This window comes from bacterium, from assembly GCA_024742285.1.
GTDB lineage: Bacteria > Myxococcota_A > UBA9160 > UBA9160 > UBA4427 > UBA4427.
Window position 1 is genome coordinate 66980 of sequence record JANSYR010000016.1, and the last position, 24552, is coordinate 91531.

20 protein-coding genes are annotated in these 24552 nt (G+C 69.6%); 6 read left to right on the forward strand and 14 right to left on the reverse strand.

The genetic code is table 11. The annotated features are described in order from the left end of the window. Nucleotides 1–12: 12 nt before the first annotated feature. The 5 genes from clpB to pepN all read right to left on the reverse strand — a co-directional run bounded on the left by clpB (nucleotide 13) and on the right by pepN (nucleotide 8217). On the reverse strand, nucleotides 13–2625 hold the full coding sequence (gene clpB, locus NXI30_23855; GenBank protein MCR9097264.1) for an ATP-dependent chaperone ClpB: 2613 nt from the start codon (nucleotides 2623–2625) through the stop codon (nucleotides 13–15). A 183-nt stretch (nucleotides 2626–2808) separates the two neighbouring features. After that, on the reverse strand, nucleotides 2809–3102 hold the full coding sequence (locus NXI30_23860) for a Dabb family protein (GenBank protein MCR9097265.1): 294 nt from the start codon (nucleotides 3100–3102) through the stop codon (nucleotides 2809–2811). A 29-nt stretch (nucleotides 3103–3131) separates the two neighbouring features. Continuing rightward, nucleotides 3132–4841, reverse strand: coding sequence for an energy-dependent translational throttle protein EttA (gene ettA / locus NXI30_23865; protein ID MCR9097266.1), 1710 nt, complete (start codon nucleotides 4839–4841; stop codon nucleotides 3132–3134). Nucleotides 4842–4861: 20 nt separating this feature from the next. Further along, the gene (locus NXI30_23870; protein MCR9097267.1) at nucleotides 4862–5350 is read right to left on the reverse strand and encodes a glutathione peroxidase; all 489 of its coding nucleotides are present in this window, start codon (nucleotides 5348–5350) and stop codon (nucleotides 4862–4864) included. A 191-nt stretch (nucleotides 5351–5541) separates the two neighbouring features. Then, nucleotides 5542–8217 carry an aminopeptidase N gene (pepN, locus tag NXI30_23875; GenBank protein ID MCR9097268.1) on the reverse strand — a complete coding sequence of 892 codons (2676 nt, stop codon included), beginning with the start codon at nucleotides 8215–8217 and terminating at the stop codon, nucleotides 5542–5544. 98 nt (nucleotides 8218–8315) lie between these two features. On the opposite strand from pepN, the gene NXI30_23880 reads away from it, so the two are divergent. Further along, nucleotides 8316–9149: a transporter substrate-binding domain-containing protein gene (locus tag NXI30_23880; protein ID MCR9097269.1), complete on the forward strand. Its 834-nt coding sequence runs from the start codon at nucleotides 8316–8318 to the stop codon at nucleotides 9147–9149. 22 nt (nucleotides 9150–9171) lie between these two features. On the opposite strand, the gene NXI30_23885 is transcribed toward NXI30_23880, so the two are convergent. Then, nucleotides 9172–9879 (reverse strand): tetratricopeptide repeat protein, encoded by a 708-nt coding sequence (locus tag NXI30_23885; protein ID MCR9097270.1) that lies wholly within the window; start codon nucleotides 9877–9879, stop codon nucleotides 9172–9174. A 71-nt stretch (nucleotides 9880–9950) separates the two neighbouring features. Then, complete coding sequence (locus tag NXI30_23890; GenBank protein MCR9097271.1) at nucleotides 9951–11123, reverse strand: M20/M25/M40 family metallo-hydrolase; 1173 nt, start codon at nucleotides 11121–11123, stop codon at nucleotides 9951–9953. Nucleotides 11124–11262: 139 nt separating this feature from the next. On the opposite strand from NXI30_23890, the gene NXI30_23895 reads away from it, so the two are divergent. Then, a complete protein-coding gene (locus tag NXI30_23895; GenBank protein ID MCR9097272.1) occupies nucleotides 11263–12132 on the forward strand; it encodes a DMT family transporter in 870 nt (289 codons plus the stop codon). Here the strand turns inward: NXI30_23895 and NXI30_23900 are convergent. The 4 genes from NXI30_23900 to NXI30_23915 form a co-directional block, all read right to left on the reverse strand. Beyond that, nucleotides 12129–12551, reverse strand: coding sequence for a response regulator (locus tag NXI30_23900; GenBank protein ID MCR9097273.1), 423 nt, complete (start codon nucleotides 12549–12551; stop codon nucleotides 12129–12131). The genes NXI30_23895 and NXI30_23900 overlap by 4 nt on opposite strands. Before the next feature lie 377 nt (nucleotides 12552–12928). After that, entirely contained in the window at nucleotides 12929–13792 is an 864-nt protein-coding gene (gene hisG / locus NXI30_23905; GenBank protein MCR9097274.1) for an ATP phosphoribosyltransferase, read from the reverse strand. Nucleotides 13793–13796: 4 nt separating this feature from the next. After that, entirely contained in the window at nucleotides 13797–14141 is a 345-nt protein-coding gene (locus tag NXI30_23910; GenBank protein MCR9097275.1) for a phosphoribosyl-ATP diphosphatase, read from the reverse strand. A 203-nt stretch (nucleotides 14142–14344) separates the two neighbouring features. Further along, on the reverse strand, nucleotides 14345–16267 hold the full coding sequence (locus tag NXI30_23915; GenBank protein ID MCR9097276.1) for a carboxylesterase family protein: 1923 nt from the start codon (nucleotides 16265–16267) through the stop codon (nucleotides 14345–14347). Nucleotides 16268–16949: 682 nt separating this feature from the next. Here NXI30_23915 and NXI30_23920 point away from each other — a divergent pair. After that, nucleotides 16950–17546, forward strand: a complete 597-nt coding sequence (locus NXI30_23920; GenBank protein MCR9097277.1) for a chalcone isomerase family protein — start codon at nucleotides 16950–16952, stop codon at nucleotides 17544–17546. After that, a complete protein-coding gene (locus NXI30_23925) occupies nucleotides 17543–18055 on the forward strand; it encodes a GNAT family N-acetyltransferase (GenBank protein ID MCR9097278.1) in 513 nt (170 codons plus the stop codon). The genes NXI30_23920 and NXI30_23925 overlap by 4 nt, the downstream gene beginning before the upstream one ends. On the opposite strand, the gene pyrC is transcribed toward NXI30_23925, so the two are convergent. Together pyrC and NXI30_23935 are read right to left on the reverse strand one after the other, a co-directional pair. Next, nucleotides 18045–19028, reverse strand: coding sequence for a dihydroorotase (pyrC, locus tag NXI30_23930; protein ID MCR9097279.1), 984 nt, complete (start codon nucleotides 19026–19028; stop codon nucleotides 18045–18047). The genes NXI30_23925 and pyrC overlap by 11 nt on opposite strands. A gap of 171 nt (nucleotides 19029–19199) precedes the next feature. Next, a complete protein-coding gene (locus NXI30_23935) occupies nucleotides 19200–22025 on the reverse strand; it encodes an EAL domain-containing protein (GenBank protein ID MCR9097280.1) in 2826 nt (941 codons plus the stop codon). A gap of 137 nt (nucleotides 22026–22162) precedes the next feature. Here NXI30_23935 and NXI30_23940 point away from each other — a divergent pair, with 137 nt between their 5' ends. Both NXI30_23940 and NXI30_23945 read left to right on the forward strand, forming a co-directional pair. Further along, entirely contained in the window at nucleotides 22163–22657 is a 495-nt protein-coding gene (locus NXI30_23940; GenBank protein ID MCR9097281.1) for a low molecular weight phosphotyrosine protein phosphatase, read from the forward strand. Further along, a complete protein-coding gene (locus NXI30_23945) occupies nucleotides 22654–23544 on the forward strand; it encodes a fructosamine kinase family protein (protein ID MCR9097282.1) in 891 nt (296 codons plus the stop codon). The genes NXI30_23940 and NXI30_23945 overlap by 4 nt, the downstream gene beginning before the upstream one ends. An 85-nt stretch (nucleotides 23545–23629) precedes the next feature. Here NXI30_23945 and NXI30_23950 read toward each other — a convergent pair whose 3' ends face one another. Beyond that, entirely contained in the window at nucleotides 23630–24436 is an 807-nt protein-coding gene (locus NXI30_23950; GenBank protein ID MCR9097283.1) for a PEP-CTERM sorting domain-containing protein, read from the reverse strand. Nucleotides 24437–24552 lie beyond the last annotated feature (116 nt).

Genomic DNA, 24552 nt, shown 5'->3' on the forward strand with positions numbered 1-24552 from the left:
CGGTCTCGCGCGCTACTCGGCTGCCCCGGTCGCCGGCGCCTGAGCCGTGAAGACGAGCTTCTCGCCGCCCTCGTCGAGGTCCGCGTGGACGGTCGTGCCTTCCACGAACTCCCCTTCGAGGATCCGCATCGCGAGCGGATCCTGGACCTCGCGCTGGATCAAGCGCTTGAGCGGTCGCGCCCCGTACTGCGGGTCGTAGCCGCGTCGGGCGAGGAACTCGCGGGCCGCCTCCGAGAGTTCGAGGGCCAGCCGCCGATCCTCGAGCCGCGACACGAGCTGGCCGAGCTGGATGTCGAGGATCGCGCCGATCTGGTCCTCGCGGAGCGCGTGGTAGATCACGACGTCGTCGATCCGGTTCAGGAACTCCGGCTTGAAGTGGCCGCGCAGCGCGTCCATCACCCGGCTCCGCATCTCGGCCTCGTCGTCGACGCCGAGAGACACGATGTGCTCGCTGCCGAGGTTCGAGGTCATGATCAGGACCGTGTTCGTGAAGTCGACCGTCCGTCCCTGACCGTCGGTGAGCCGACCGTCGTCGAGGATCTGGAGGAAGACGTTGAACACGTCGGGGTGGGCCTTCTCGATCTCGTCGAAGAGCACCACGCTGTAGGGCCGTCGACGGACGGCCTCGGTCAGCGCTCCGCCCTGGTCGTAGCCGACGTAGCCGGGAGGCGCCCCGACCAGGCGGGACACGGCGTGCTTCTCCATGAACTCGCTCATGTCGATGCGCACCATCGCCTGCTCGTCGTCGAAGAGGAACTCGGCGAGCGCCCGGGCGGTCTCGGTCTTGCCGACCCCGGTCGGGCCCAGGAACAGGAACGAGCCGATCGGCCGGTTCGGGTCCTGCAGTCCCGCTCGGGCCCGACGGACCGCGTTCGAGACCGCGCCGAGGGCCTCCTGCTGGCCGATCACGCGATCGCCGAGGCGCGTCTCCATCGAGAGCAGCTTCTCCTGCTCGCCTTCGAGCATCTTCGAGACCGGAACACCGGTCCACTTCGAGACGATCTCGGCGACCTCCTCGCTCGTGACCTCCTCGGAGAGAACGCTGCCCTGCGCCTGGAGCGTCTCGAGCTCCTTCTGCTTGTCGGCGATCTCGTTCTCGAGCTCGACGAGCTTGCCGTAGCGGAGCTCGGCGGCGCGCTCGAGGTCGCCGGCGCGCTCGGCGCGCTCGTAGTCGGCGGTCAGCGCTTCGCGCCGTTCCTTCGCCTCGCGGACGCCGGCGATCAGGCCCTTCTCGACCTCCCAGCTGCCCTTGAGCGCGTCGGACTGCTCGCGCAGCTCCGCGATCTCCGCTTCGACGTTCGTCAGGCGCTCGGCGCTCGCGGCGTCGTCTTCCTTCTTGAGCGCTTCGCGCTCGATCTCGAGCTGGGTCCGCTTGCGCTCGAGCTGGTCGAGCTCCTCGGGCATCGAGTCGACCTGGACGCGCACGCGGCTCGCCGCCTCGTCGACGAGGTCGATCGCCTTGTCCGGCAGGAAGCGGTCGGTGATGTAGCGGTGGGACAGCGTCGAGGCCGCGACGAGGGCCGCATCCTGGATCCGGACGCCGTGATGGACCTCGTAGCGCTCCTTCAGGCCGCGCAGGATCGAGATGGTGTCCTCGACGGAAGGCTCACCCACGAAGACCGGCTGGAATCGGCGGGCCAGCGCAGCGTCTCCTTCGACGTACTTCCGATACTCGTCGAGGGTCGTGGCGCCGATGCAGCGCAGCTCGCCCCGGGCCAGCGCCGGCTTCAGCATGTTCGCCGCGTCGGCGGAGCCCTCGGCGTTGCCGGCGCCCACGATCGTGTGGAGCTCGTCGATGAAGAGGATCACCTGGCCGGCGGCCTCTTCGACCTCGCGCAGGACGGCCTTCAGGCGGTCCTCGAACTCGCCCCGGTACTTGGCGCCTGCGATCAGGGAGCCGATGTCGAGAGAGACGACGCGGCGGTCCTTGAGCGTCTCGGGTACGTCGCCGGCGATCACACGGAGCGCGAGCCCCTCGGCGATCGCGGTCTTGCCCACGCCGGGCTCGCCGATCAGGACCGGGTTGTTCTTGCTGCGTCGCGAGAGCACCTGGACGACGCGACGGATCTCTTCGTCGCGCCCGATCACGGGGTCGAGCTTGCCGGTGCGCGCCTGGTCGGTCAGATCCGTACCGAACTTCTCGAGGGACTGATACTTCGACTCGGGATCGGGGTCGGTGATCTTCGCACCGCCGCGAATCGACTGGAGCGCCTGGAGGATCCCGTCTCCCGTCGCCCCCGCGCCGCGCAGGGTCCGCCCGACGGCGTCCTGCTCATCCTTCGCCATCGCGAGGAGCAGGTGCTCGGTCGAGACGTACTCGTCCTGCATCGCGTCCGCTTCGTCGAACGCCGCCTGGAGGATGCGCGAGGCCGCCGGCCCCATCTGGGGCTGGGCCCCACCGGTCACCTTCGGCTGCTGCTCGAGCGTTCGCTCCGCCTCGGCGGCAACCGCGTCGAGAGAAACTCCGAGCTTCTGCAGGACCGGGATCGTGCTGCCTTCGGGCTGCGCGAGAAGCGCGACCAACAGATGCGTGGGCTCGAGAGTCTGGTGCCCTCGTGCGCCGCACTGGCTCTGCGCCTCTTGAAGCGCCTCCTGGCTCTTGATCGTCAGCTTGTCGAAGCGCATACGGCCCTCCTCGCGGTCTCGTCCTGCGACGATCCATGAGATGGGCGCGGCCCGGGCGCTGTCAAGCGAGGAGCGCGAATTCCCTCGCGGCACGGCTCGAGCGAACGCCCGGATCGTCGCGAAGACGCGAGAACGCCGGCCCCTGCCGGGATCGGAGGGCGCGTCGCCTGGAGCTCGAACCGCCTAGAGCTCGAACTGCAGCGAAGCGCGGTCCTTCAGGACCGGCGTCAGCCGCTCCTTGATGAAGGCGACGTGATCGGGGTGTTCCGCGTAGGTGCGGAAGTCGTCGGCGGTCTCGAAGTCCGCGACGACGGCAAAATCCCAGGTGCCCTCCCGGAGACCCAGATCCGGGCCGTAGGTGTAGGCCGAGATCTCGTCGATCGTCTGGGCGAGCAGGAAGAGCCCCTCCTCGAGGTGCTCGACGGCGCCCTCGGGCGCGTCGTCCTTCAGCGTGAACATGGCGATGTGTCGGATCATGATGCGTCCTGCGGCTGGTGGCGACTCGCCTAGAGACCGATCTTGCGGTGCTTGAAGCTCTGGCTCTTCGCGCCGCCCTTCTCGGCCCAGCGCTTCTCGCGCTGCTCCACGTAGAAGTCCCAGGAGCCGCTGCAGAACTCGACCTCGGCGTCGCCTTCGAAGCCCAGGATGTGGGTCGCCACGCGGTCGAGGAAGAAGCGGTCATGGGTGATCACGATCGCGCAGCCCGGGTAGGCGGAGATCGCGTCCTCGAGCACACGGAGCGTCATCAGGTCGAGGTCGTTCGTCGGCTCGTCGAGGATGATGAAGTTCGACGGCTTGCGGAGCATCTTCGCCAGCTGGAGCCGATTGCGCTCCCCGCCCGAGAGGCGCCCCACCTCGGTCTGCTGGATCGAGCCGCTGAAGAGGAACCGGGCGAGATAGTGTCGGACCGACAGCGTCTTGTCGCCGTACTCGATCACGTCGGAGCCATCGGCGACCTCGTCGTACACCGTGAGGTCGTCCCGGAGCGTCTGCCGCGTCTGGTCCACGTAGCAGAAGTTCGTCGTCTCCCCGATCTCGATCTTGCCCTCGTCCGGCGCTTCGCGACCGACGATCATGTTGACGAGGGTCGTCTTGCCGAGGCCGTTCGCGCCGGTGATGCCGACGATCGCACCCGGAGGCATGTCGAAGTCGAAGCCGTCGAGGAGCACCTTGTCTGCGAAGGACTTCTTCACTCCGCGCATCGAGACGACCTTGCTCCCGAGGCGCGGGCCGAAGGGGATCCGCAGGTCGAGCTCTTCCGCGGGCTGGATCCGGCTGGCCTTCTCGACGAGGTCGTCGTAGGCCGCGATCCGTGCCTTCGACTTGGTGCGCCGTGCGGCGGGCGTCGAGCGGATCCACTCGAGCTCCCGGGCGACCGCCTTCAGCAGGTTCGCGTCGGTCCGGTCCTGGATCTCCTGCTGCTTCTCCTTCGCCTCGAGGAAATCGGAGTAGTTCCCGTCGTAGGACCGGATCTCGCCGTGAAACACCTCGAGCATCCGGTTCGCCACCCGGTCGAGGAAGTAGCGATCATGCGTCACGAGCGCGTAGGTGCCGGAGTAGCCGGCCAGGAAGTTCTCGAGCCAGGCGACGGTATCCGCGTCCAGATGGTTGGTGGGCTCGTCCAGGATCAGCACGTCGGGCTGCGCGAGGAGCTCCTTGCAGAGCGACACCCGGCGACGCTCGCCGCCGGAGAGCGACGCGATGTCCCGGTCGCCGGGCGGGAGCCGGAGCGCGTCCATGGCGGCCTCGATCCGCGCGTCGAGGGCCGCGGGATCCATCGCGTCCATCGCCTCGAGCTGCCCCTGGACATCGCCCTGCTCCTCGAGGAGCTTGTCCATCCGCTCCTGGTCCTCCATCACCGCCGGGTCTTCCCAGGCCTTCAGGATCTCGTCGTAGCGCTGGAGCAGGCCGCGGACCTCACCGACGGCCTCTTCGACGTTCTCGCGCACGGACTTGTCGAAGTCGAGCTCGGGCTCCTGCGAGACGTACCCGACGGTCGCGCCCTTGGCGATGTGGAAGTCACCTTCGTACTCGGCATCGCGGCCCGCGAGGATCTTCATCAGCGTGGACTTGCCGACGCCGTTCACGCCCAGGACACCGACGCGATCGCCGGGCATCAGACTGAACGAGGCGCCCTTCAGGATCTGGCGATCGCCGAAGCGGCGTCCCAGATCCTTGGCGATCAGGATGGGCTGACCGGGATTGAGTCCCTTCATTCGATTCTTCCCTCCGCGGCTCAGCCGAGCGCGGCTTCGATGGCCTGCTTGACTTCGGCTGCGCCGGGCTCGGTCGGCGGGGCGAATCGCGCGACGACCCGGCCCTCCCGGTCGACGAGGAACTTCGCGAAGTTCCAGGCGACGTCGCCGGCGCCGTCGGGCTTCGTCTCCTCGGCGGTCAGCCAGCGATAGAGCGGATCCGCCCCTTCCCCGTTCACCTCGACCTTCGAGAACATCGGGAAGCCCACGCCGTAGCTCGTCTCGCAGAACGTGGCGATCTCGGCCTCGGTCCCCGGCTCCTGGGCCCCGAACTGGTTGCAGGGGAAGCCCAGGACCTCGAGCCCACGCCCCTGGTATTCGTCGTAGAGGCGCTGGAGACCGTCGTACTGAGGCGTGAGTCCGCATTGGGACGCCACGTTCACGACGAGGCAGACCCTGCCGGCGAAGTTTGCGAGTTCGATCGCGTCACCGCGAATCGTCTTCGCAGAAAAATCGTGAAGAGTGCTCATGAAGGGCTCCTGATCGGTTCGGATTCGAGGGTCTCGCGCAGAAGTCGCGTCCGCGGGCCTCGCGTTCGCCGAGCCGCTCGGGCCGGCAATCAGCGTGAGCGCCCTCAGCCGCTGAGCTCTGCTCAGCGAGAGAGCCCTCAGCTGATTGGCGAGAGAGCCCTCAGCTGATTAGCGAGAGAGCCCTCAGCTGACTAGCGAGAGAGTGCGCGATGCACGATTTCGTACACGTCCTTGGAGAGTTCCCCGCGCTGGGCGATCCGCTCGAGCTGGGTCTGGATCTTCGCCTGTCGATCGTCGTCGTAGCGACGCCAGTCGTTGAAGATCGAGGCCATCCGGGAGGCGACCTGCGGGTTCGAGGCGTCGAGCGCGAGGACGTTGTCCGCGAGGAACAGGTAGCCCTCGCCCGAGCCGTCGTGGAAGCGTACCTGATTCCCGGAGCAGAAGGCACCGACGAGGGAGCGGACGCGATTCGGGTTGGTCATCGAGAAGTCCGGGTGCTCGGCGAGCTTCCGCACCCGCGCCAGCGTGTCCGTTCGCGTCGACGTGGCCTGGATCGAGAACCACTTGTCGAGCACGAGCGGATCGCGCTTCCAGCGGTCGTAGAAGGCCCCGATCACGTCGTCGCGCCGCGGGTGTTCCTGGTCCGCGAGGACGACGAAAGCGGCCTGGGCGTCGGTCATGTTGTCGGCGCTCTCGTACTGGGACCAGGCGGCCTCGATCGCCGCTTCGTCCCCGGTCGCGACGCGCAGGCGCAGGAGCACGTTGCGCAGCCGCCGCCGGTCGATCTGCCCCTTCTCGTGCGCGTAGGGACCGTCCGCCGCGAGCGCCGCCCAGGTCGATTCGATCCCTTCGCGGTGCGCCCGGGCGAGCGCCTCGACCATCGCCTCTCGCGCGGCGTGGATCGCGTCCGGGCGGATCACCGGCATCTCCTGTGCGATCACACGCTCGGCGGGCAGCACGAGCGCCTGCGCGCGGAGCGAGCCGTCGAGGCCGTCGTCGGCCAGGACCCGTCCCCAGGCTTCGGAGAACTCCGGATCCAGCGTGACCGCCTCCCCGGCTTCGGTCCGGTCCGTCGCCTCGACGAGGAGCTCGAGGGCCAGCTGCTGCCCGGCGTCCCAGCGGTTGAAGGCGTCGCCGTCGTGAGCCATCTGGACGGCGAACGCCGCCTTGCTGCGCTTCATCTCGAGCTTCACCGGCGCGGAGAACCCGCGCAGCAGCGACGGGACCGGCTCTTCCGCGAGGCCCGTGAAGACGAAGGTCTGCTCCGCCTCGGTCAGCTCGAGCACGCGCTCGGTCTCGCCCCGACCGCTCTCGCCGGCGAGCACGACCGGGAGCGCCTCGCCGTCCGCGCCGAGCAGCCCGATCCGGATCGGCATGTGGAGCGGCGCGCGGTCCGCGGCGCCGGAAATCTCGAACGCGGTCTCCGGGTAGTCCTGGGCCAGGGTGAGCCGGTACTCGCCGGTGGCGGCATCGAAAGCCCCCCTCGCGCGCAGCCGCGGCGTTCCCGCCTGCAGGTACCAGCGCTCGAACTGGCCGAGATCCCGACCGGTCGCGTCCGCCATGGCGAAGCGGAAATCGTCGCAGGTGACCGCCTGTCCGTCGTGACGGTCGAAGTAGAGATCCATGCCTTTGCGGAAGCCTTCGCGACCGAGCAGCGCGTCGTACATCCGGATGATCTCGCTGCCCTTCTCGTAGACGGTCGCGGTGTAGAAGTTGTCCATCGAGATGTAAGACTCGGGCCGGATCGGATGGGCCATCGGCCCCTCGTCTTCCGGAAACTGCCGCGCGCGCAGCTGCTTCACGTTGGCGATCCGATTGACCGCCTCGCTGGTCATGTCCTCGCTGAAGCGCTGGTCCCGGAAGACCGTGAGCCCTTCCTTGAGGGTCAACTGGAACCAGTCACGGCAGGTCACGCGATTGCCCGTCCAGTTGTGGAAGTACTCGTGGGCGATCACGCCTTCGATCGCTTCGTAGTCGTCGTCGGTCGCGGTCTCCGGCAGGGCGAGGACGTACTTCGAGTTGAAGACGTTCAGCCCCTTGTTCTCCATCGCGCCCATGTTGAAGTCGCCGACGGCGACGATCATGTAGATGTCGAGGTCGTACTCGAGGCCGAACTCGTCCTCGTCCCACTTCATGGCCCGCTTCAGGCTGCGGAGGGCGTGCTCGCACTGGTCGATGTTCTGGGGCTCGACCCAGATCTCGAGCTTGACCTCGCGCCCCGACGCCGTCGTATAGCTGCCCTCGTGACGGCGCAGATCCCCGGCGACGAGCGCGAAGAGGTAGCTGGGCTTCGGAAAGGGATCTTCCCAGGCGACGCGATGACGCCCGTTCCCGAGGTCCTCCTCCGCCGTCCGATTCCCGTTCGAGAGGAGGACGGGATAGCGCTCGCGCTCGGCCTCGATCGAGACCGTGTAGCGGGCCATGACGTCCGGGCGATCGAGGAACCAGGTGATGCGCCGGAAGCCCATCGCCTCGCACTGGGTGCAGAAGTTCCCGCTCGACTTGTAGAGGCCCGAGAGCGCCGTGTTCGTCTCGGGATGGATCGCGACGACCGTACGGAGCTCGAATCGCGGCGGCGGAGCGTGGATCGTGAGCTGATCCCCCTCGATCCGATAGGCGGACTCGGCGAGGGCCTCTCCGTCGATCTCGATCTCCCGAAGCTCGAGGGACTCCCCGTCGAGCACGAGGGGCGGCGTATCGTCGGTGAGCGCGTCCTCGCGACGCCGGACCGAGAGGCGCGCCTCGACGGTCGTCTCCTCCTCGCCCAGATCGAAGGCGAGGTCGACGGTGTCGATCAGGTAGTCCGGCACGCAGTAGCTGCTTCGCAGGACTGCTTCGGGCTTGCTGCCGCTCGACGAAGCACTCATCCAGGATCCCCCCAAGGTTGCGCGCGCACAGTAGAAATTGGCGATAGAGGGTGCAAGGCAGTAGCTTGCGCCGTCGTGCGAAAGGGGGTTCGCCAGCGATGATCGAGGATCGCCATCGACGCCATCGATGCCGCACGCTCGCGTCCCCGCCCGCCCTGCGAACGGCCCTTCTGCTCCTGGTCGCCACTCTGCTCGGCGCCACCACCTTCTTCGGGTGTGCCGGCGGCCCCCGCCCCTTCGGCGGCCCTCCGCTCCGGGTCGGCGTCTCCCCCGACTATCCGCCGGTCATCTTCGAGCGCGACGGCGCGATCCTCGGGATCGAAGCCGACCTCGCGCGGCGTGCCGGCGAGGCCCTGAAGCGGCCGATCGAGTTCGTCCGCATCCCTTTCCCCGAACTGCTCGATGCCCTCGAAGCGGGCGAAGTCGACGTCGTGATGAGTGGCCTGTCGATCACCCCCGAGCGCTTGGAGCGGGTCCAGTTCACGGCGCCGTACATGCAGGTCGGGCAGCTCGCGATGATCCGCAAGCGGGACATCGCGCGCTTCGGTCGCCCCCACACCATCCGCCGCGCGGGCTCGCGGGTCGGCTACCAGCGCGCGACGACCGGCGAGCAGTTCGTCGCCGAGGCCCTGCCCTTCGCCGAGAGCTTCGCGTTCGATTCGGTCGAGGCGGGGCTACGCAGCCTGCGCGCCGACCGGATCGACTACTTCGTCCACGACGCCCCGACGATCTGGCAGATCGCTGGCGGCCTCGACCACCGCGATCTGATCGGCCTCTATCGACCGCTGACCGAGGAATCGCTCGCCTGGGCCGTGCGTCGCGAGGACCAGCAGCTGCGCGCCGTCCTCGACGCGACGCTCGCGCACCTGCAGCGGGAAGGGATGATCGAACCGATCGTCCAGCGCTGGATTCCGGTCCGGGTGATCCGTTAGGCCGCGCCGAACGGCGACGCGCCTAGCGCTTGCGGTAGCGCATCGCTTGACGCGCGAGGGTTCGGATCACCCCCGCCGTCGGGTGGCTGCGACGCGCCGCTTCGAGCAGCCGCATCGCTTTCTTCCCCTGCTTCTTCTCGAGCAGGATCTCGACCGCGCGGACCCAGGCGTCGAGCTCCGCGGGAACGCGCTGCGCCGCTTCCTCGTAGAGCGCGAGAGCCTCGTCGGACCGGCCGCGCAGGCGCTTGTGGTCCGCCTCCGCCATGAGCGCCCGACCGAGTAGCCGGGTGAGGCCCCGGCGGTCCGGCTCGAGCGCCGCGAGCGCGCGGGCGGCGGCGAGGGCCGGACCGGTCTGCTTGCGATCGAGGCGCTGGGAGACGGCGCGCTCGAGCGCGCCGGCGTAGGTCTCCTGCGCCTCGGCCGAGAAGCGCGCCGGATCGACCTTCGACAGGGAGCCGAGGCTGCGCAGGGCGCCCTCGCCGTCCCGGCCGGCGAGCTGCGCCGCGGCCTGTCCATGCCAGGCACGCGCATTCCGGTCGTCACGTCGAAGCGCCTCGGCGAAATGGGTCTTCGCCGTCCGCCAGTCCCCGGCCTCGAGGGCCGCCCAGCCCTGCTCCGTCGGGGTCGGGGGCGGACCACTGGCGCAACCGGCGACGGCCACGGCCACGGCGAAGACGGCGAGCAGCGCGGCGAGCGCGCGGGACAGGCGGACGGGAGCCTGGGACGACATGGGCGATCCTCCTCCGACGGGGAAGCGATGTCCCGATATCGGCGGCGCGCCCGGAGCGCTTGAGGCGCGCCCTACCGACCCCCGGCGCCCCGGCCCGGGGTCGTCAGCAGCTGCTCGAAGATCCGCACCATCGTCTCGACCTCGTCCATCGGGACGAACTCCCGGGACGTGTGGGCGACGTCGATCGAGCCGGGCCCCAGCACGACGCCCGGCAGGTCCGCGCGTCCGAAGACCCCGGCGTCCGTGCCGAACGCCACGTGGGTCGGCTCGGCCGAGAGCCCGACGGCCCCCATCGCCTCGGCGGTGGCCCGGGTGGCGACGGCGTCGACGCTCGTCTCGAGGGGCGGCTTCTCTTCGCTGCAGGACTCGACCACGACGTCGTCGGCCAGCCCGGCGTCCTCGAGGGCGGCCGCCACCTGCTGCCGCACGCTCTCGGCGGTCTCGTCCGGCAGCGTCCGGCGGTCGACCCAGATCCGCGCCTCGTCCGGCACGATGTTCGGCGCCTGGCCGCCGCGTACGATCCCGACCGAGAGGGTCGCCGGACCGAGCTGGGGATGCGGTCGCGTGGTGAAGACCGAAGCGCTCTCTTCGATCGCGAGGATCGCCTTCGCCAGCAGCACGATCGCGTTGCGTCCGAGGCTCGGATCCGAGCTGTGGCAGGCGCGTCCCCGGGCGCAGACCCGGGCGTGCACGACGCCCTTGTGGGCGTTGATCAGACGCAGGTCCGTCGGCTCCGTGGCGAGCACCCAGTCCGGGCGCCGGTCTCCGAGAAAATCCAGGACGTCCCGCACGCCGACGCTGCCGAGTTCCTCGTCCGCCTCGCCGACGACGAGCACGTTGCGGCGAAGCGTGCCGCGCTCGAGGACCCGCTCGAGGGCCTCGAGGAGGGCCGCCATCCCGGCCTTCGTATCGCAGGCGCCGCGGCCCAGGATCCGACCGCCCTCGACCACCGGATCGAAGGGATCGATCTCCATGCCGTCGACGGGCACCGTGTCTATGTGGCTCGCGACGAGCATCGTCTCTGCGCCCGGGCCCGCGACCGCCTCGGCGACCACGCTCGTCCGCCCGCCCTCCCCGAGCAGGGACGCGTCGAGTCCGAGGCGCGAGAGCCGCGCCGCGAGATCTTCGGCGATCGCGTGCTCACCCACGATCTCCGCAGCGAGGTCGTCCCGCCCCATCGGGTTCACCGACGGGATCGCGATCAGGTCGCGAAGGATGCGAAGGCTGGGCGAGAGGTCGGGCATGGTTCGGGCTCCACGCGCAGTCTATCCGCGGAGCCCACCGGACGCCCGAGGCGCTCCCGGTCTCGGCGGGCATTCCCGGCGGGCGTAGCGCGCCGACCTGCGACAAGATGGCGCCCCGCCCGGGGAGGAGTCGAGAGCGATGCAGTGGGGCGTCCTGTTCATGATCGCCTCGGCGCTCGCCTTCAGCGCGATGTCCGCGCTCGTGAAGCTCGCCGGCGAGAACCTGCCGAGCCAGGAGATCGTCGTCGCGCGCGCGATCGTGAGCCTGGTGCTCAGCTGGTCGCTGCTGCGCGCCGCCGGCGTCTCGCCCTGGGGCCACGACCGCAAGTGGCTCTGGATCCGCGGTTTCCTCGGCTTCGGAGGCCTCTCGTGTCTCTACGGCGCGGTCACCCATCTCCCGCTCGCCGAGACGACGATGCTCCAGCATCTCCACCCGCCGCTGGCCGCGCTCTTCGCCGGTCTCTTCCTGGGCGAACGCGTCCCGCGCCGGATCTTCTTCGCGACGGCGGCGAGCCTCGTCGGCGTCGCGCTGATCGCGAAGCCGGGCTTTCTGTTCGGCGGGACCTCGAACCCCCTCGATCCGCTCTGGGTGGGCGTCGCCCTGCTGGGCGCCGTCTTCACGGCCGCCGCCTACGTGGTCGTCCGGAAGCTCTCCACGAGCGGCGAGGACCCGCTCGTGATCGTCTTCTACTTCCCGATGGTCACCCTGCCGGCGGCGCTGCCGACGATGTGGCCGGACTTCGTCTGGCCGGTCGGCTTCGAGTGGGTCCTGCTCCTCGGGATCGGCCTCGCGACTCAGGTCGGCCAGGTCACGCTCACGCGTGGGCTCGCCCTCCTGCCCGCGGCCCACGGCACCGCCCTCTCCTATCTGCAGGTGGTCTTCGCCATCGGCTGGGGCGTGCTGGTGTTCGGCGAGACGCCGGATGCCTGGGCTTTCGCGGGAGGCGCCCTCGTGGTCGGAAGCGCGTTCTGGATCGCACGCGCACCGACCCGTCGCGCCCGCGTCTAGAGCGCGGCCGGCTCGGCGGCCGGGCGAGCCTCTTCGGAGAGCCGGGCCCCACCGACGGTCCAGAGCGCGTCGCGAACAGGCTCGATCAGATCGGCCGCGCGAGAGGTCCGGGAGTGCAGGACCCGGGCACCGACCGCCATCACCGCGCGGCGCAGGGCCGCGTCCGCGAGCTCACAGGACACGAGGACCGGCAGCCCCGTCGTCGCAGGCTCGTCGGCGATCCGCCTCGCGACGTCGAGACCATCGAGACCGGGCAGCGCGGCGGCCACGATCACGCAATCGGGACGATCTTCGACGGCGCGCTGGAGACCGGCGAGCGCGTCGCGCGCCTCGATCACTTCGAGGCCCTCGCGTTCCAGGGTGCAACGTGCCCAGGCGCGAAAATCGGGGCAGTCGTCGATCAGGAGCACGCTCGCCATGTCCGGTCTCCATCCGAGTGGGAGGGTCCCCTCGGACCTGGCGTTCTCATCGGCGATTCCGCGAAATGCATGATGGAGAATTCCAGGAATAGGCGAAGATTCCGATTCGGTGTCAGGTATTTTCCTGAGATCAGCCCGGATGATCCACGGAGGGTCGAAGTGATTTCCCCACTCGGAAGACCTCCGGAGGCGTCGCCGTCGGTGCGGACCTGCGTGGCCGGCGTTCGCCCGATTCCTTTCAGAGCGAACGGCCGAAGGCGCACGTTCCGCCGCGACGTTCCAACTCGAAAAGGGGGAAGGACAGGACAAGGCGCCCCTGCGACCGTGATGACCCGCCACGACACGCGAGCGAGCCGGTCGGGGCGCGCCGACCGCGACTAGAGCCGGGCGTGCCGCAGCTCGGTCTCGAGGATCGCGACGCACCCGATCGCTTCGAGGCCGTCGATCACGCGCTGGGTCGTCGCCTTCTCGACGAGGACCTTCACCGAGAGCCACGCCTCGTCCTGGAGCGGCGTGATCGTCGGCGACGAGAAGCCGGGCGTGATCGCCGACGCCTCCTCGATCCGCGCCGCCGGACAGTTGTACTCGAGCAGCGTGTAGCGCGACGCCGCCAGGACGCCGTCGATCCGACGCAGCAGCTGGTCGCGAAGCTCGACGTCCCGCGGTGCCACGCCGCCGATCAGGACGGCCTCTGCATCGAGCACCTTCTCGAGCTCGATCAGATCGTTCTCGACCAGGCTGTTCCCGGTCTCGACGATCTCGACGATGCCGTCGACCAGACCGAGCAGGACCATCACTTCGACGGCGCCCTGGATCTCGACGATCCGCACGCCGTCGGCGCCGATCGCGGCGAAGTGGTCCCGCGCGAGATTCACGAACTTGGCGCCGACGACCTTGCCCGCGAGATCGCTCGAGCGCGAATAGGGCGCGTCCTTGTGGACGGCGACGGAGAGACGACACCGCCCGAAACCGAGCTTGCGGTGTTCGACCACGTCCACGCGCTTCTCGAGCACCTGGTCGCTGCCGGTGATCCCGAGGTCGACGACGCCCTCGGCGACGAGGACGGGGATGTCCGCGGTGTTCGTGAAGATGATCCGGATCCCCGTATCCGAGCAGACGGAGAAGAGGCGCCGACCGGAGACGCGGAAGCGCAACCCCGCCCGTTCGAGGGTCTCGAGGGCCGCGTCGCGGAGGCGACCCTTGGAGGGGATCGCGATGCGCAGTCGTTCGTCCGGGATCATCGCCTCAATCCTCTTCGCTCGTGCCTCGGGCGGCCTTCTCTTCCAGCCCGCCGATTCCGAAACGTCGCCCCAGCTCCGCGAAGACCGCCTTCGGATCGACGTCGCGCTGGGCCAGACCGACCCAGAGATGGAAGAGCAGGTCCGCCGCTTCGTGGGTCACCGCCTCGTCGGGCTCGCCCGTCCCCGCTTCGACGACCTCGTGGGCTTCTTCGAGGATCTTGGCGCCGATCGCTTCCCAGCCGCCGTCGAGCAGCTGAACCACGTACGACCCTTCCGGCCGCGCGTCGCGACGCGCGACCACGACTTCGTAGAGCCGCTCGAGGATCTCGGCCGAGGCGTCCGTCGCCATGTGCGCTCCGGTTCGTAGGGGGTCGTACGGGGGCTTGGGAGGTCGTCGTGGACCGTGGATCGAGGGGGAGGCCGCACGACGCGCGGCTCGGGGCGCGGGAGTCTAGGCCAGAATCCCGCCCCGGCGACCGGGGCGACCGAGTGGCGGCTCGCCTGGGCGACCGGGGGGCGGCCGAGTGGCGGCTCGCCTGGGCGACCGGGGGGCTACCGGAGCGGCGGCTCGCCGGCGCAGCCTTCCGGCGGAAGGGCGCGGTACGCGGCCGCCGAGCTCCACGACGGAAGCTCGCCGAAGACGGTTCGGTAGAGCTCGCAGCGGGTCGCGCGATCGAGCGCCGTGTCCCGGACCAGCCGATCGCGCACCGCCTCCCGGCGGAGGGTCGTGGGGGCCATCCTCGGGCCGCCGCTCGCGGCGTCGTCGAGGAGCAACCATCGACGGTCGCCCTCATCCGGCGACGCCGACCACGATTGCCACTCCGGGAGGTCCCCGCGCATCCCACGCCCGGGCCGGCCATCACGCGCGAACGCCGCCCAGTAGCTCATCATCTCGTCCGACAGGCGCTCTCGGCCGGGCCGATTCGTCTCGCGATAGAGCACGCGGGAGAGGATCGGCTCGCCCAGGTCCCAGGTCCCGAAGAGCACGGGCAGCTCGAAGCCGTGAGCCGCACCGAGGAGCCGTTGCGGATCGAGGCCGGGAATCCGTGCCAGGTCGTCGTAGTCGAAGCGGTACGCGAACAGCCCTTCCCGGCCCGCGCGCGCCAGGGCGCCCAGGGGATCGTGGACGCCCTGGACGATCCGTCGGTCCGACAGCAGCCGCGCTCGACGCTCGAAGTCGTCGGAATCGCGAATCCGGAACAGGAGCCCGAAACGACGTCGGACGTGGTCCGGGTCGACCGCGAGGAAGAGCTTCCACTCGTCCCGCGTCGCGCCGGCGAGAACCGGCACGTCGTGAAAACGCCCGGCCTCCAGGGCCTCGAGCCAGTCCTCTTCCGGGAGCAGCGCGCCGTCGCGGAAGGGCCTGGGCATCTCGAGTCGGAGCGCCCCGTCTCCGTTGCGGTAGGCGAGCATCACCTCCCGTGGCTCGCGCGCCCGAAGGAACGCGAGGAGATCCGGCGGGGACAGCTCCGCCGCGTAGCTCCGCGCCGCCGCCGCGTCCGGAACGACACCGGCGTCGACGAGCAGTCGAACCACGACCTCGGCGCTGCTGAACGCGTGTCCCGGAGCTTCGGGATCGTCCGCCGGGTGCTCGGCTTCGGCCCGGCTGTACGCGCGGGTGCTCCCACTCTGGGCAAGGGCCCGGTGGAAGAGACCGCGCGCTTCCGGCGCCAGCATGAGCGCGAACACGTCGGTCCCCCCTGCGCTCTCGCCGAAGATCGTGACGTTGTCGGGATCGCCGCCGAACTCCTCGATGTGATCACGAACCCAGCGAAGCGCCGCGATCTGATCGAGGATCCCGAAGTTGCCGCTCGCCTCGAGCGCGTCTCCGGTCTCGGCGCGCAGCGCGGGGTGGCTGAACCAGCCGAAGGGGCCCAGGCGATAGGCGACCGAAACGACGACGATCCCCTGCGTGCCCGCCAGACGCGCGCCGTCGTACATCGCGGACCCGGGCCAACCCCGCGTATTGCCGCCCCCGTGGATCCAGACCATGACCGGGAGCCGATCGGCGCCGCCGGGCACGTCGTCGGGCTCGAAGCGCGGGGCCCAGACGTTGAGGTAGAGACAGTCCTCGTCGCCGGCGAGGCCGTCCTCGGTCTCGGCGGGCACGCCGGCCACCGGCGAGCCCGGCTGGACGCAGGGCCGCCCGAAGGTCAGGGCATCCCGGGTCTCCGCCCAGGTCTCGGGTGGACGCGGGGCTCGCCAGCGCAAGGGGCCGATCGGGGCCTGTGCATACGGCAGCCCGATCCAGGCATGGGCCTCCGCCTCCGCGGCGAATCCCACCACCGGGCCCTGTGCGAGCAGCCGCTCGGAGGAGACGTCCGCGATCGGGGTCGGCCGCTCGGACGGTGCCAGGGAGCGGAGCAGGCCGACGAGCCCGAGGACGATCGTCGCGAGGAGCGCGAGGCCGATCAGGAGGCCGGTGCGACGAGCCGTGCGGGGCGCTCCGTCTTCGCCCTCGTCCGTCGTCGTCATTTTGCCTGCGCCCCCTGCCCGACCGCTCTTCGAGCCGCGCGCAGGCTATCACGAGGACGGGCCCGGGGCGATCGCCGGTCGAACTGGTGCATTTCGCTCCACCGGAGCAAAACGCACCGACTCTCGAAAAATCCCTGAAACCTCATTGAAAACGGATACTTGAACTCAATGATCACGAACTCCCCTACCCAAACGGAGCAGAATGCACCATTCAGGAGAAGTTCTCGGCGGCCCGCGAGGGCCGCAGGAATCGCCATAAGAATCCGACAATAAAGCGGAATTCGCATCTGCGCCCCGCTTGGCACGCGATGTGCTTTAGAAGTGCTGCGGATAACGCGGGCGCCAGCCAGCTCCCGTAGCGAAGGTCGGGTTCTCCACTTGCCATCGCGCATCCAGGTCGGCCGGAGACGGCAGACCAGCCAGAAAGCCAGGGACGAACGAAGGAGTCCGGCTCGATTGAGCACCGAGCCGGCGGTTTGAGCCACCGATCCAGAGAGCGTCCACGCCAAACGCCCCGCCGTCATCCGACGTCGGGGCGTTCGCGTTTCCGGAGCCGCTATTCGCTCGGTCTCCCAGGCACGCCGTCTAACCAGGCACGCCGTCTCCCTGGCTGAGGGAACGACCGGCGGCGTCCGGCCGTCGGAGGCTATTCTCCCCGCGCCCAACCGACCCGGAGGACGCCTTGCCGCGCCACCGTTCGCTTTCGCGCCCGCGTGCGCTGCTCGCCGCCCTGACGGTGCTCCTCGCCGCTCCGCCCTCGTTCGCCGCCGAGATCGAGGACGTGCCGTTCCCCGACCAGGTCACCTCCGATGCCGGCCCGATGCCCCTCTTCGGGCTCGGCCTGCTCCGCTACCGCGTCCTCTTCCGCGGCTATGTCGGGGGTCTCTACCTGCCGACCGACGTCCGCCCGAACCGGCTCTTCGAAGACGTGCCGAAGGCCCTCGAGCTCTACTACTTCTGGGACATCGAGGGGCGCTTCTTCGGCGAGGCGGCCGACGAGCTCCTCGCGCGCTCCCTGCCCCCGGAGCGCCTGGCTGCGCTCCGGAGCCGCCTCGACCGTTTACACGCCTTGTACCGGGACGTCGAGGAAGGCGACCGCTACCGACTGACCTACAGCCCTGGCGTCGGAACGACCCTCACCCTGAACGGCGAAGCCCTCGGCACGATTCCGGGGGCGGATTTCGCCGCGGACTACTTCGGCATCTGGCTCGGGGACGACCCCCTCAATGCGCCGTTCCGTGATCAGATGCTCCGAGGTCTCTCGAAGCGACCGGAATGACGCGCTGCACGCTGGAGCACATCCCGGTCGGCGGGGCCGACGCGGCCGAACACCGCGCCTGCCTCGAAGCCTGCCACGCCCTTCGTCGCGTCGTCTTCGTGGATGAGCAGCGCGTCGATGCGAACCTCGAGTGGGACGACCTGGACGCGCTCGCGGAGCACTTCCTGGCTCGCCGCACCGGGGACGCGCTGCCACTGGGCACGGCGCGACTTCGCGTCGTCGCGGGTCGGGCCAAGGCCGAGCGCGTCGCGGTCCGCGCAGACGCCCGCGAGACCGGAGTCGGTCGCGCCCTGATGGAGGCTCTCGAGGTGCGGGCCCGAGCGCGGGGTTGTGCAGAGATCGTGCTCGATGCGCAGCTGACCGCACTCCCGTTCTACGAGGCCCTTGGCTACGTCGCGGAGGGTCCGATCTTCGAAGAGGCGGGCATCGATCACCGCGCCATGCGCCGCGTCCTCGGCGACGACGAGCGCCCCGCGACACCGACCGCGGACGCCTCGCCTAGCGGGTGAGGCCGTCGAAGCGATAGCGGAAGGTCCGACCCGCCCAGAACACCTCGAGCCCTTCGGGCCCGTCCCCATCGCTCTCCGGCCCCGCCCAATCCTCGCGCACGAGGGCGATCCGCTCCCGGTTCCGCGGGAGTCGGTAGAAGTCGGGACCGTGGTGGCTCGCGAAGCCCTCGAAGCGATCGAGGGCCTCCGCCTCGGCGAAGACCTCCGCGTACGACTCGATCGCGACGGGCGCGCTGTAGATCCCCGCGCAGCCGCAGCCCGCTTCCTTGGTGTGACGGGCGTGGGGTGCGCTGTCCGTCCCGAGGAAGAAGCTCGGGTCTCCGGAGGTCGCGGCGGCGACGAGCGCCTCGCGATCCCCCTCCCGCTTCAACACGGGAAGGCAGTAGTGGTGGGGACGCAGCCCGCCCTCGAAGAGCGCGTTGCGATTGAGGAGCAGGTGCTGGGGCGTGATCGTCGCGCCGACCCGCGGCGGGGCTTCGGCGACGAAGGCCGCGGCCTCGGACGTGGTGATGTGCTCGAAGACCACGCGCAGGCCGGCATGGCGCTCGACCAGCGGCGCGAGGGTGTCCTCGAGGAAGACGCGCTCGCGATCGAAGACGTCGTCCTGCGGCGCCGTCGACTCGCCGTGGACGAGGAGCGGGACGTCGTGTGCCTCCATCGCCTCGAGGACCGGCGCGAGCGCATCGAGCCCCTCGACCCCCGAAGCCGAGTTCGTCGTCGCGCCTTTCGGATAGAGCTTGACGGCGAAGACCGATGGAGAGGCCGCCGCCCGGGCGATCTCCCCGGCGCTCGTCTCGTCGGTCAGGTAGAGGGTCATGAGCGGCGTGAAGCCGGTCTCCGGCGGTGCCGCCGCCGCGATCCGCGCGGCGTACCCTTCCGCCTGGGCGATGGTCGCGACCGGCGGCGAGAGATTCGGCATCACGATCGCCCGCGCAAAGACCCGCGCGGTCGCGCAGACCACCCGCTCGAGCATCGGCCCGTCGCGCAGATGCAGATGCCAGTCGTCGGGCCGGGTGATTTCGAGTCGGTCGGGAAGCGGTGACACGGGCGCAGATCGCTCTCGGGCGCGCGACCCGGAAGGAGCCTGCGCGGTGGGGCGCAGTCTACCGGGACGACCCGATCGCGGCACCCGACGCGCGCCGAGCTAGAGCTCCCAGGAGTCGTCCTTGGCGTCCGCGTCGATGGGGATCGGGCGCGCCCTGAGTCGGTCGAGGAAATCGTCCGCAGGTACGGGGCGCCCGAAGAGGTAGCCCTGCACTTCGTCACAGCCTCGCGCACGCAGGAAGAGCGCCTGGCGCGCGGTCTCCACGCCCTCGGCGACCACCTGCAACCGAAGCCCGTGCGCCATCGCGAGGATCGCGGACGTGAGCGCGGCATCGTCCGGATTGTCGGGAAGCTCGCTCACGAACGATCGATCGATCTTCACCCGATCGATCGTGAAGCGACGGAGATAGGAGAGGGACGAGTAGCCGGTTCCGAAGTCGTCGAGGGCGAGGCCGATGCCCATCTCCCGGAACTCGCCCAGCGTGTGCACCGTGAGCGCATCGTCCTGCATGATCGTCGACTCGGTCAGCTCGAGCTCGACCTGGCGCGGATCGACGCCGGTCTCGGCGATCGCGCTGCGGACCATCTCGAGCATCCCGGGCTCGCGAATCTGGTGACCGGAGACGTTCACCCCGATCCGGATCGACCTCCCGAGTTCGCGCTTCCAGCGCTGGGCCTGCTCGCAGGCGGTCTGGAAGACCCACTGACCGATCGGCACGATCAGGCCGGTCTCTTCGGCGACGGACACGAACTCGTCCGGCGGGACCATGCCCCCCTCGCGATCGACCCAACGCAGGAGCGCCTCCGCCGCGACGATCTCTCCGCTCTCCGCATCGAGAATCGGCTGATAGTGGAGCTGGAACTCGTCGCGCTCGAGCGCCCCGCGCAGCCGGCCCTCGATCTCGATCTGCCTCGCCTGCGACGTGTTCATCTCTTCGGAGTAGAACTGGTAGCCGTTGCGACCGCGGCCCTTCGCGAAGTACATCGCGGCGTCGGCGTTGCGCAGGAGTTCTTCGGTGTCCCGACCGTCGTCCGGGAAGACCGCGATGCCGATCGACGTCCCCATGAAGACCTCACGACCGCCCAGCACGAAGGGCGATTCGAGGGTCTGCAGGAGCCGCTCGGCCACGAGCGCGGCGTCGCTCGGTTCCCTGATCTCGGTGAGCAGGACGGTGAACTCGTCGCCGCCGAGCCGCGAGACTTCGGATGCGGGAGCGTCGCCGCTCTGACAACCGATGTGGTCGCTCACGCGCACGACGCGGAGGAAGCGGCTCGCGACCTCCGCCAGCAAGCGGTCGCCGACGTCGTGGCCGAGGGTGTCGTTCACCTTCTTGAAGCCGTCGAGATCGAGGAAGAGCAGCGCCATACGCCGCTCGGCGCGGGCAGCGAGCGAGACAGCGCCGCGGAGCAGGTGATTGAAGCGCTGGCGATTCGGCAGGCCGGTGAGGTCGTCCCGGAAGGCGAGCCGGCGGATCTGCTCTTCCGCGAGCTTCCGCTCGATCGCCCGACCGACGAGCTCGCCGACGCGGTCGAGCACCTCGGCGGTCGAGTCCTCGGTGTGGACGGTCTCTTCCGTGAAGAACTCGAACATGCCGTAGAGGCGCGGACCGATCAGCACCGGAACCGAGAAGGCGGCCTCGAAGCCCAGATCCTTCCACCAGGTCGTGCCCCGCGGATCGAGGGTCTCCATCCCGAGCGCGCGGAACGCGCCGGGTCCCTCGCCCACGAGGTCGACGAGCGAATCCGACGCGGCGCCTTCGGCGTAGGATTCGTCGAGCGGGAGCCCACAGAAGACAATGCCGGACGCGACGAGCCGCGTGCCCTCTTCGCCCTCGACGGATCGCAGGAACTGACCGAGGGGGACCTCCATGGTGTTCGCGACGCGAGCGAGCGCCGCCTCGAGGCCGGCGTCGATCGTGTCGGCCTCGTGGACCGCGGCCGAGACCTCGTGAACGAGCCGAATGTGTTTGGCCTGTCGCTCGTTCTCTTCCTCGACCTCGATCCGATCGGAGATGTCACGAAGAACGAGCACGCGGCTCTCGATCGCCCCGCTCACGTCGTAGAGCGCAGAGAGCTGGAGGTCGAAGGTCCGGGGCTCGCCCTTGGCCGCGAGGGCTTCCGGCGCGTAGACGCTGCGCCCGTCGATCGCACCGCTGAAGAGCTCGACGAGATCCGGATGATGCGACAGTGCGCTCTCGAGGGGCTTCACGGCGCGCGCCCGGTCGTCGAGCTCGAGGATCTCCGCCGCCGCCTCGTTGAAGTCGACGAGCCGACCGTTCAGGTCCACGACGAGCACCCCGTCGTTCATCGCCTGGATCACGCGACCGTGCTGGACCCGGTCCGTCGACAGGAGCCCGAGCCGCGGCAGGCCGTAGAGGAGCGCGAGCCCAGCCGCGGTCGCCGTGAGCGGCATCGAGACCAGACACAAGATTTCCGGCACGCCCAACAGCCACAGGAGCGGCAGCAGGGCGAGGGTCATCAGCGAGCAGCAGACGGCGCGGAGCGCGGTCTGGAAGCCGTCCCAGCTCCGCCGCGGCATGCCGGCCAGACGGAGACTCGAGGACGCGAGGAGGAGGCCAGCGAAGACCGAGCTCAGGCCCCGGTCGTCGACGAACCAGACCAGCGCGGCGGTGCCCCAGAAGGCGCACTCGAGCGCCGCGGGGATCTCACGGTCGTCGCTCGACGCGAGCATCGCGAGTCGCGCCGCGTTGACCGTACCGGTGAGCGCGAGCGCCAGCGTGAGGCCGTCCGCCATGGGACTCGTCACGATCCCGCGCGACGCGGCGAGGCGGATCGCCGCCCAGAGTCCAATCGCGACGACGAAAGCCAGATAGGCGCGACCAATCGGCGTCTTCCCCACCCGCCAGGAGGAAAGACCGATCAGACACAACGTGGTCGCGGCGATGGCGAAACTGAGATCGACCATGTTCTCGAATGCGAAGCAGGGAACGCCCTGCCCTCGTAGAATCGGAGGAATGCCCAAGTTCTATCGTCCCGTCGGTGCCCTGCCCCGATCGGGTCAACCCTTGAGCAACGTCGCTAGGGACAACGCCCCGGAGAACCATGAGTCGCCCTCCCATCCACGTCTGCTTCGTCTGTCTCGGCAACATCTGCCGATCTCCGACCGCCGAAGGCGTGCTGCGCCACCTCGTCTCCGGTCAGGGGCTGGAGGACCGCATCCACGTCGACAGCGCGGGAACCGCGGCGTATCACGTCGGTGAGCGTGCCGACCCCCGGGCCCGCCGGTTCGCGCGCGCCCGGGGCATCGCCCTCGACAGCCGCGGCCGCCAGTTCGAAGACGAGGACTTCGCGCGCTTCGACTTCGTCCTGGCGATGGACCGGGAGAACCTCGCCGACCTCCAGGCCCTGCCCAGCGCCGCGGGTTTCACGGGCGAGCTGCGCCTCGCCCGCGACTTCGATCCGGCCTCGACGCGCGACGCGGACGTGCCCGATCCCTACTACGGCGGCGACCGCGGCTTCGACGACGTGCTCGACCTCTGCGAGGCCGCATGTCGCGGACTGATCGATCACCTGCGCGACGCGGGTCACCTGGATTGAGCGCCGACCCGCCCTGGCGAGCGGCGCTCGAGGAGGCGACCGGGGAGCAGGTCTCGCGGACCGCACCCGTCTCCGGAGGCGACATCGGCGACAGCGGACGGGTCGAGCTCGCCGATGGACAGGTCCTCTTCGTCAAGCACTACCCGTGCGTTCCGAAGGCGGCCTCGGAGATCCCGGGCATCGCCGAGGCGGAGGCCCGAGGGCTCGAGTGGCTGGCCGACGCGCAGGTGGAGGAGCTCCGGATCGCCCGCCCCGTCGCCTACGGCGAGGACTGGCTCGCGCTCGAGTGGATCGAATCGCGCGCCCCGGCGCCCGACCACGACGAGCGACTCGGACGTGGACTGGCCCGGCTGCACGCGGCATCGCCGGGCGAGTTCGGCTTCCCGACCTCGAACTGGATCGCCCGGATCCCCTGGTCGAACGCGCCCTGCGCCGACTGGGCCGACTTCTACGCGGAACGCCGACTGCGCCCCCTCGCGCGGCGCGCGCGGGACGACGGCGCCCTTCCGACGAACATCGCCGTCGACCTGGACCGACTGATCGACGCGCTGCCGGAGCTCGCCGGTCCGGACGAGCCTCCGGCGCGCCTCCATGGCGACCTCTGGTCCGGGAACGCGATCTGCGATTCGAACGGCGGTCCCTGCCTGATCGACCCGGCGGTCTACGGCGGACATCGGGAGATCGACCTCGCGATGATGGACCTCTTCGGCGGCTTCGGACCGCGCGTGTTCGCCGCCTACCAGGAGGTCTGGCCACTCGCGCCGGGCGCCGAGGCCCGCCTGCCGCTCTACCAGGTGCTGCCGCTGCTGGTGCACGTCTGCCTCTTCGGCGGGCGCTACGTCGGTGGACTCGCCCGCGCGATCGACGACGCCCTCCGCGCAGGTTGATGGGACGCGGGCGATCGGGCATCGATCCGACGCGCCTTGCCTGGATGCACGACGCGCCGAATCGATGCCCACGACCGTCGCGTCGCTAGCGGCGGCGCCCTCCCCAGCCGAGCCCGACCAGACCGAGCCCCATCAGCAACGCGGTCCCCGGCTCCGGCACGATGTTGAGCGCACCGACGGCGTCGAGATCGAGAACGCTGCTCGAGAAAGGCGTCGCATAGGGGTCATAGATCGGCCGACCCATCGAATCGAAGGTCGAGCCGTCTCCGACGACATCGGTGATCCGCACGAAACGAATCGCAGAGAGATCGACGACGCCGCCGATCACGAGCGGGTCGGCGAGGAGTTCTTCGAGATCGAACCCCGTGCCGGTGCCCGCGGCATGCCTGCCGGCGAGGTCTCGCACGTCCGTCGGGTCGATCGCGCTGAAGGGACCGACCGGGGCCGGCGTGAGGGATTCCGAGGCGAAGCGCGCGAAGTTCAGCCCGTCGGAGGATACGTCGACGAAACCGAGCTCCGCGAAGAGACCTCCCCCGGACTCGAATCCGTTCTCCCACACCGCGAAATCCGCCCCGGCATCGTTCCTGAGCAGAATGTCGAACTCGAGTGTGATCGAGCCGCCGTCGCCCAGCGAGACCAGAGAACCGTCCGCGGAGCCTGTGGCGTGGGTATCGACGCCAAACGTCGCGAGCGGACCAGCGGGGTTGGCGATGTCCTGCGGACCGCGCGCGAAGTCCGATACGCCGGAGGCCCAGGCGACCACCGAGCCGGAATCGACGCCCGACTCCGTGAAGGGACCGGCGAGTGCAGGGGCGGCCGACAGCACGAAGGACAAGGAAGCGAGAAGCGTCGCGACGACCGTCGTCACGATTTTCGAGCTGGATCGAAACATGGAGCTCTCCCGGGCGGCATGCGATCGCACCGCCCACAGTGCGGCGGATGCATCCGCCGCTGGGGTTCGCTTCGTTTCAGCTCGACATCGTGGGGACCGGGAGAAGGACGGGGGTT